This is a genomic window from Pandoraea cepalis, assembly GCF_902459665.1.
Classification (GTDB): domain Bacteria; phylum Pseudomonadota; class Gammaproteobacteria; order Burkholderiales; family Burkholderiaceae; genus Pandoraea; species Pandoraea cepalis.
In genome coordinates this window covers 1-7,744 of sequence record NZ_CABPSL010000036.1, presented here as the reverse complement: position 1 = coordinate 7,744, position 7,744 = coordinate 1, and the positions used below count along the sequence as shown (strand labels likewise).

The 7,744-nt window shown below is 65.1% G+C and carries 6 protein-coding genes and 1 pseudogene; 1 reads left to right on the top strand and 6 read right to left on the bottom strand.

Features of this window, described 5'->3' with window-relative positions; all coding sequences use genetic code 11:
• Positions 1–37 precede the first annotated feature (37 nt).
• The 6 genes from PCE31106_RS23720 to PCE31106_RS23695 form a co-directional block, all read right to left on the bottom strand.
• Positions 38–388 carry a VOC family protein gene (locus PCE31106_RS23720; RefSeq protein ID WP_150564875.1) on the bottom strand — a complete coding sequence of 117 codons (351 nt, stop codon included), beginning with the start codon at positions 386–388 and terminating at the stop codon, positions 38–40.
• 162 nt (positions 389–550) lie between these two features.
• A complete protein-coding gene (locus PCE31106_RS23715) occupies positions 551–1,234 on the bottom strand; it encodes a helix-turn-helix transcriptional regulator (RefSeq protein ID WP_150564874.1) in 684 nt (227 codons plus the stop codon).
• Positions 1,235–1,280: 46 nt separating this feature from the next.
• A complete protein-coding gene (locus PCE31106_RS23710) occupies positions 1,281–2,540 on the bottom strand; it encodes a cytochrome c (protein WP_150564877.1) in 1,260 nt (419 codons plus the stop codon).
• A 131-nt stretch (positions 2,541–2,671) separates the two neighbouring features.
• Positions 2,672–3,367: a (2Fe-2S)-binding protein gene (locus PCE31106_RS23705; protein ID WP_150564873.1), complete on the bottom strand. Its 696-nt coding sequence runs from the start codon at positions 3,365–3,367 to the stop codon at positions 2,672–2,674.
• Positions 3,364–6,315 carry a xanthine dehydrogenase family protein molybdopterin-binding subunit gene (locus tag PCE31106_RS23700; RefSeq protein WP_254441310.1) on the bottom strand — a complete coding sequence of 984 codons (2,952 nt, stop codon included), beginning with the start codon at positions 6,313–6,315 and terminating at the stop codon, positions 3,364–3,366. Before PCE31106_RS23700 ends, PCE31106_RS23705 begins: the two co-directional genes overlap by 4 nt.
• Before the next feature lie 424 nt (positions 6,316–6,739).
• Complete coding sequence (locus tag PCE31106_RS23695; protein ID WP_150564872.1) at positions 6,740–7,252, bottom strand: GNAT family N-acetyltransferase; 513 nt, start codon at positions 7,250–7,252, stop codon at positions 6,740–6,742.
• A gap of 91 nt (positions 7,253–7,343) precedes the next feature.
• Between PCE31106_RS23695 and PCE31106_RS23690 the strand changes: the two are divergent.
• A pseudogene (locus tag PCE31106_RS23690) lies at positions 7,344–7,667 on the top strand (helix-turn-helix domain-containing protein); the annotation flags it as partial.
• Positions 7,668–7,744 lie beyond the last annotated feature (77 nt).

Below are 7,744 nucleotides of genomic sequence, written 5' to 3'. Positions count from 1 at the left end.
AAAACTTCGTTGCTTTCTTGTTCATGGCTCGATTCTCTCAAGAATTCGAGCCTCCACCAAATCCGGTGTGGTTCAAACTGCGACCAAAGTCCATCGTCGTCGGCGCCTGCAGGATCGTGATGCCTCGCGCGCTCCAGTCCTCCCACGTGGCGTCCACGTGGGCGTTCGACGCCACCGGCAGCACGATTTCGCTGCCGCCGGGCGGCGCGATGGCCGTCGGTGCCACGCCATAGCGCGCCCACAGTCCCAACTTCATCCCCGAAGGGAACACGAACATCGCGAATCCGGGCGATGCTTCAACCGGCTCGAGATCGAACAATTCGGCATAGAACGCCGCGCTTTCGGGGGGACTCGAAACATACAAAATGACCAAGTTCGGATGCAGCATGACTCGCTCCTGTCGATAGGGATGGATGACGTTTTGCCCGGCCGGTCCCCGCATCCGCGGTGCCGTCGTGCACTGTCATGCATCACATCGTACGAACCGATACTGTCAATTTTTGTCAGCAGTCGATCGGCACCTGCGAAGCATCGCGAAGACCGGCGGAGCTCACCGATTGCCCGTCGTTTCGCGCCACGCCTTGAGCAGCGCGCGCCGCCCGCGCGGGTAGCGCGTCGCGCTCACCGCCAGCGCCTCGATCCGATCGGCGCGAAAATGGCGGAAGTCGTCGCGCAGCTCGCACCACGCGACGATCATGCGCATGTGGTCGAAGAAGCCGAGCGCAAACGGCCAGATGACACGCTCGGACAGGCGACCCGCTTCGTCGCGATAGGACAGTTGGAGTTTTCGCTCGGCGCGAATCGCTTCGCGAATGACCGTCATGTCGACGATCGTCGGCGGTAACGGTTCGCCCGGCGCGATGAGCAGGGTCGAGGCCTCGAGCGACGAGCGCAGGTCCGGCGGCAACACCGCCGCGATCTTGGCCAGCGCGTTCGCGCCGGCTTCGGCCAGGGCGCCGTCGGTGCGCTTGGCGACCCACCGCGAGCCCAGCACGATGGCCTCGATCTCCTCCTCGGAGAACATCAGCGGCGGGAGCAGAAAGCCCGGCTTCAGCACGTAGCCCAGCCCTGGCGCGCCCTCGATGTGCGCGCCCTGCGCCTGAAGCATGGCGATGTCGCGGTAGAGCGTGCGCAGGCTCACGCCAAGCGAGTCGGCCAGCGCCGCGCCCGCCACCGGGTAGCGGTGGCGGCGCAGCAGCTGCATCAGCGAGAAGAGACGTTGTGTGCGGGACATGGCGCGACATTATGCGCCAAGCCGCTGCGCGTGACAGTGCGTCGGATCACTTCTGGCGCAGCTGTCTGACGATCTCGGAATTCACGTCGCCCAGCTGAGCACCGTAGGCCACACGCAGGTAATTGCTCAGCTCGGCAATCTGCGCGTCGGTGAACTGGCGGGCGAAGCCCGGCATGTCCTGCATCGCCTCCAGCCCCGGGAACCGCTGCGGCTCGATGCCGTCGAGAATCGCGACGATCAGATTGCGTGGATCCTTCTGACGCACCGTCGAATTGCCCAGCATCGCCACCGCCACATGCGGCTTGCCGGTGCCGTCCGCGGCATGGCAGCCCGCACACACGGCGAGATAGAGGTTGCGTCCCGCCTTCAACTGGCTCGCGTCAGGACGCTCCGGGAGTGGGGCCGGCGCGGGAGGCGCGTCGCCCAGCAGATACGTTGAGACCGAGCGCAGATCGTCGGGCGTGAGGTATTGCGTGCTCAGATGCACCACCGGATACATCTCGCCGAATGCCGACCCTTGCGGGGCGATTCCCGTGCCAAAGAACGACTGCAGATCCTTCACCGTCCAGCCGCGTGCCGCCAGGGCGTCGGGCGTCAGATCGGGCGCGGCAATCCGGGCGAGCGCCGCCCCGCCGAGCGGCTTCGCGCTGTCGAGCTGGCCGAACGTGCCGCGCGGCGTGTGGCATTCGGCACAGTGGCCCAAGGCGTTCGCGAGATAGCGTCCACGCAGCCAGTCGGCGGACTGTCCCTTCGAGGCATCGGGCAATGCGTCCTTGAGGAACATCCAGTCCCACACGCGCATGCTCGGGCGCACGTTGTAGGGGAACGAGAGATCGTGCTTTCGATTGGGCACGGCCGCCGGCTTCACCGACATCAGGTAGGCGTAGATGGCGTCGCTGTCGGCGCGGGTCATCTGCCGATAGGACGTGTACGGCATGGCCGGATACAGGGCCTTGTCCGGGGCCATTCCGTCATGCAGCGCGCGGTAGAAGTCGTCGGCGGTCCAGCCGCCGATGCCGTTTGTCTTGTCCGGGGTGATGTTGGTGCCGTAGAACGTGCCATAGGGCGACTTGAGCGGCACGCCGCCCGCAAACGGCGCGCCGTTCGCGCTCGTGTGGCAGGCGGCGCAATCGGCCGCTCGCGCCAGATATTGGCCGCGAGCGATCAGGTCGGGCGATGCCTTCGCCACCGGCGACGGCGAAGGCGATGCCGCCGCCCCACCGCTGGCCGTCGATGCCGAGGGACTCGGTGCATCCGCAGCCATCCCGCTCGTCACGAGCGCGGGCGCCGCCGTCGTCTTGGGCATTGGCGGCTGGGCGGGCTTGGGTGGTTTGGGCACCGTCGAGTCGTTGCAGGCGGCGACGAGCAGCAGCGCGACAAGACAAGCCGCGCGCGCGCTCCAGCGGGAGGCGCGATTCAGGCGCATGGCGTCCCCCCTCATTTCGCATCCCTGATACAACCGGGCGTCTTGAGCACAACATCGCGCACGGCCGTGTAATAGCGCACATACCCCGTGCACCGACAGATATGGTCGTTGAGTCCTTCGGTGATCGCCGCTTCGAGATCGGCACGCGCGACCGGGTGGCGCTTCAGACGTTCGATCAACACCGTTGCAGCATTCACAAAGCCCGGCGTGCAGTAGCCGCACTGGAAACTGAAGTGATCGAGAAACGCCTGCTGGATCGGTGCGAGCGTGAGCTTGCCGTCGGCATCGCGCACCGCGTGGCCTTCCACCGTGCGCACCGTCTTGCCGTCGAAATAGTTTGTCCCGGTGATGCACGTGCGTACGGTTTCGCTGCTGCCGTCGGCGTGATCGACGATCACCACGCAGGCGTGGCAGATGCCCTGCCCGCAGCCCAGACGCGAGCCGGTCAGGCCCAGGGTCTCGTGCAGCCAGTCGATCATCATCAAACCGGCCGGCACGTCCATCGGGCCATGCGACACACCGTTCACCTTCACGGTGACGGGCAACGTCTCCCACGGTGCTTTGCCGTTTGCCGGGGCGGCCGTGCCTGCCGCCGCATTCGCCGTAAGCGGTGCCGCTGCCGCACTCGCCGCGCTCATGGGTTGTCCCGCGCCCGTCGACGCCGTGGCGTCCGACGCGGCCTGCGGTGTGCTCGAAGCGTTTGTCATGCCAGTACCTCCTGGATCTTCTCCGGTGTCACCGGCAACGTCGTAAATCGATGGCCGATCGCATGCGCGAGGCCGTTCACAATCGCGCCAACCACGGGAATCATCACCACTTCCGCAATGCCTTTCGGAACGTCGGTTTCGGAGATCGGTGGCAACACTTCTCCGGTTTGCGTCCACACGGCGACGTCGACCGCACGCGGCAGGTGATACCGATTGAAGTTCCATGTGCCATTGCCCGGGCCGTCTTCATAAAGCGGCAGATACTCGTGCAGCGCATGGCCGATGCCCATCGCGAGACCGCCCTGCAATTGGCCCGAGACGAGTTGCGGCGAGATCTGGTTGCCGCATTCGACAATGGAATGATGGGTGAGCAGTTCGACCTTGCCGGTTGCCTCGTGCACCGACAGCGCCACGAGCGTGCCGACGGCACTGTAGTAAGTCACCGCGGCGTTGTTACGCTGCACCGGCGGGTAGTACACGCGCTTGCGATCGAGGGTGCGATAGCCGGTGGCCGACGACGACGCAGTGGCGGTCGACGGCGTGGCCCCGCCCTTTCCGAAGCGCAACGCAATACCATCGACGGGCAGTCGCTGCATCGCGCCGTTGCCCAGATCCCAGTCCGCTTCGGCCCACTGCCAACGATTGAAGACATGCACCGTCGCTCCGGTCACCAGGCCCAGTTCGTGCGCCGCCTTCGCGAGCATGGGTAACGGCAGCGCTTCGAGCCCGGCGGCCGTGAGTTTGCCGTCGACCCAGCGTGCGTCTTCCGCGCGCACCACGAGCGGTGCGGCCTGTCCGCCGCCGAGGCCGCGACGCCAGATCGACAGCGCCGCCGGCCACAATCCCTGCATGAAGAGCAACCGCGCCGCTTCTCGCGTGCTGTGCGTGAAGTAGTAGGCAGAGTTCGTCGCGCTCGACGGCGAGGCGTATCCCGGCGACCAACGCGGATTGGCGGCGAGCCTGTCCTGATCGGCCTGCGACATCAGATACGGATCGCCGCTCGTCACGACCGGCAACTCCGGCCAGTCGGTGATCGCGACATGCACCTCCGTGGCCGGCATGCCAAGCCATTTCGCCACGGCAACCGCCTGCGACGTCGACGTGCCGGTGCCGATCTCCACGGCCGTGTGATGCAACGAAATCTTGCCCGTCTCGTCGATCTCGACACGCGCGAACGAGGTCTCAGCACCGGTGCCGAAGTCCTTTTGCACGCAGGCGAATCCGACCCCGTAACGGCGTCCCGGATGCGCCGCCTCGAACTCCGCTTTTTTCTTTTCGCGCTGCGTCCACAACGGATGCCGTTTCGCGCGAGCGAGCACCTCATCCACTCGCACCGCGCCCGCCGGAATCGCCCCTTGCGTGTTCTTCATGCCCGAGCGCAGCGCGTTCTTGAGACGGAACTCGATGGCATCGACGCCAAGCTGCGCCGCCATCTCGTCGATCATCATTTCGGTGGCCGCCATCGACTGCAACGTGCCGTAACCGCGCGCCGAACCGGCATCGATGGCCCGCGACGCAATTGCCACGCTCGCCAGATCGCTTTGCGGGATGTAGTAGATCGACTGCGCTGCCGTCGCCCCGACCATCGCCACCGATGGCGAGAAATTCATCCGCCCGCCGCCGTTGCATTCCATGTCGGCCGCGAACGCCTGGAGCAGTCCGCTCTCCTTGTCGACGCCGAGACGATAACGCAGCGTGAACGCGTGACGCTTGAGCGAGGTTTGGAACTGCTCGTAGCGGTCGTTGGCCAGGCGCACGGGCAGGCCGTCGCCGTACATCGCGGCGGCCAGACCGTAGAACGGCATGTTGTAGTGATCCTTCGATCCGTAACCCACCGTGTAGCACGGATAGACGATCAGGCGCTTGACCGGGAAGTGGCCCTTGGCCGCCATGGCCGCGGCGTTCTCCGCGACTTCCGACGGCGATTGGGTAGGCACCACCATGTGCAGCGTCTGCGTGGCGGCGTCGTACCAGCAGTTGGCGTTATCGGGTTCGAGCGCTGCCGTGTCGATTGACTGCGTGCGGTACTCGCGCGACATCACCAGCCAGTTCGCCGGCGGGTGCGAGAGCGATTCGCCGATCTTGGCCGCGTACGCCATGCCTTGCTCGTCGAGCTTGCCGTGGTCGTTGCCGTCCGGCCACACGGGCAGATGCTTGCGCATCATGCTCGGGAAGATCGGCGCGTCCTTCAGACTCGAGTAGACGTCATCGTCATACGCCGTCTTGCCGCCTACGCGCACGAAGCGGAAGCTGCCCCACGGATCGCGCTCGAGCGGGCCCGTCACGTCGCCGTAGCGAATGATCTCGTCATGGAACTTGAGCTTGTCCTTGGCGAAGCGAAAGCGCGTGAAGTCGCGATAGATCAGGATCGCGACGGCGTGGCCGAGATAGGCCGGCGTCTTGCCGGCCGGCAGCAACATGTCGTCGCCATAGAATGCGGGGAACGCGATCCCGTCGCGCGCCAGATCGTCGGCCGTCACAACACGATCGGGTTGCAGGCCATCGTCCAGACGCGAGAGGTCGAAGCCTAGATATGCGCGGTCGGCATGCGTCGCGCGCAGCACGAAGGCATGGGCTTGCTGCACGGGCCAGCCCGGCATGTCGCGCGAGCGCACGTCGCGCGCGAAGATCTTTTCACCCGTCACCTTGGCCGTGCCGTCGATACGGAACTTCGCTTGTCCCTTGACGGCGTCCCACGCAACCGGCGTGAGGTTCTTGTCTTCGAACAGCGCGGCGAACGCCCGGCTACCCAACGGGGCGATATACACAGAGATACCCGCAATCACCGACGCCTTGAGAAACCCGCGACGCGTCACCGCAACACCGGGGGCGCCATCGGGACACTGGGAGCTTCGGGAAGACGCGGGAGATTCGGCGGCGGTATCGTGACGCGCGTCGTCGCTCGACACAACCGCAGGGGGAGCGGGCTTTCTTGGCAGGCGCGGCATAAGCGTTCCGTCCGTCTTGTTTTGGGGGGATGTATCACGATCACCAAGCTCGCGCGGACACCAATGCGCACAAAACGGCACCACGACGATCACAGGGGCGAGATATCGGACACTTGCCGACTCGACCCACGAGGCATGGTCACGATGCGTGACATTCACCTGCCGTGAAGCGCTCGTGAAGTTCGGCGAGAAGACGCTTCATGAGTGACACCGGACGTAGCAAGGCTACACGCCGAGTCCAGGAATGACAAGGTTGGCCGTGGGGCACCGCGAGAGCATGCGCATGTGCTGTCGCCCAATGCACACCGTGCAGCGGGCACGTGCGGTCGCTATTCGAAGCGGGTGATGTTGTCTATGCCCAATGAGAAATGCCGCTATATCAGTTCAGACATAGCGGCATAGAACGGAGCGTGCGGCGCGCGTTTCAGCGCGTGGCCTCGATACGCAATTCCATGCAGGTGAGATCGAGCCAGCGGCCGAACTTCGTGCCGACTTCGCTGAACGTGCCGACCGTAAGGAAGCCGAGCTTTTCGTGCAACCGAATCGACGGTGCGTTCTGCGCTTCGATACTCGCGACCATCACGTGAATGCCGATGGCGCGCGCGCGTTCGATCAGCGCGCGCATGAGCGTCTCGCCGACGCCGCCGCCACGCGCGTTCTTGTCCACGTAAATGGAGTGCTCGACCGTGTGACGATAGCCGTCGAACGCGCGCCAGTCGCCAAACGACGCGTATCCCGCGACCGTGCCGTCGCGCTCGGCGACGATCACGGGATACCCGCGCGCCACGCGTGCCGCCAGCCACTCGCGCCGGTTGTCCACGTCGACGAGCACCTCGTTCCAGATAGCGGTCGTGTGCTCGACAGCGTCGTTATAGATGTCGCGAATAGCCGGGAGGTCGGCGTCGGTGGCGTCGCGCACGATGAGCGAGGAAGTCATGTGAGGGGTCCCGCAAACAAGAAGCCGTGGATGACGGCGTGAACAATGTCGTCCATTTTACTGGATATTAATTTCCAGTAAACTGGACGCCATGGACATCAACGAACGTATCGCCCACCGTGTGCGCGATCTGCGCAGCGAGCGCGGCTATTCGCTGGATACGCTGGCGGAACGCAGCGGCGTGAGCCGCTCGAGCATCTCGCTCATCGAGCGGGCGCAGACCAGTCCGACGGCCAACGTGCTCGATAAGCTTGCCACTGCGCTCGATGTAACGCTCGCGTCGTTGTTCGACGACCGGGCGCGGGAAGACACGCCGCCGTCGCCGCTCGCACGCCGTGCCGACCAGCCAGTCTGGACGGACCCGGACTCGGGCTATGTGCGACGCAACCTTTCGCCGGCGCAGCCGTCGCCGTTGGGTAATGCCCCCATTTTCCACGGCCGCGAGAAGTAGAAACTAAGCGGCCATGGCCAGCCGCTGCTTCGGGGTAAAGC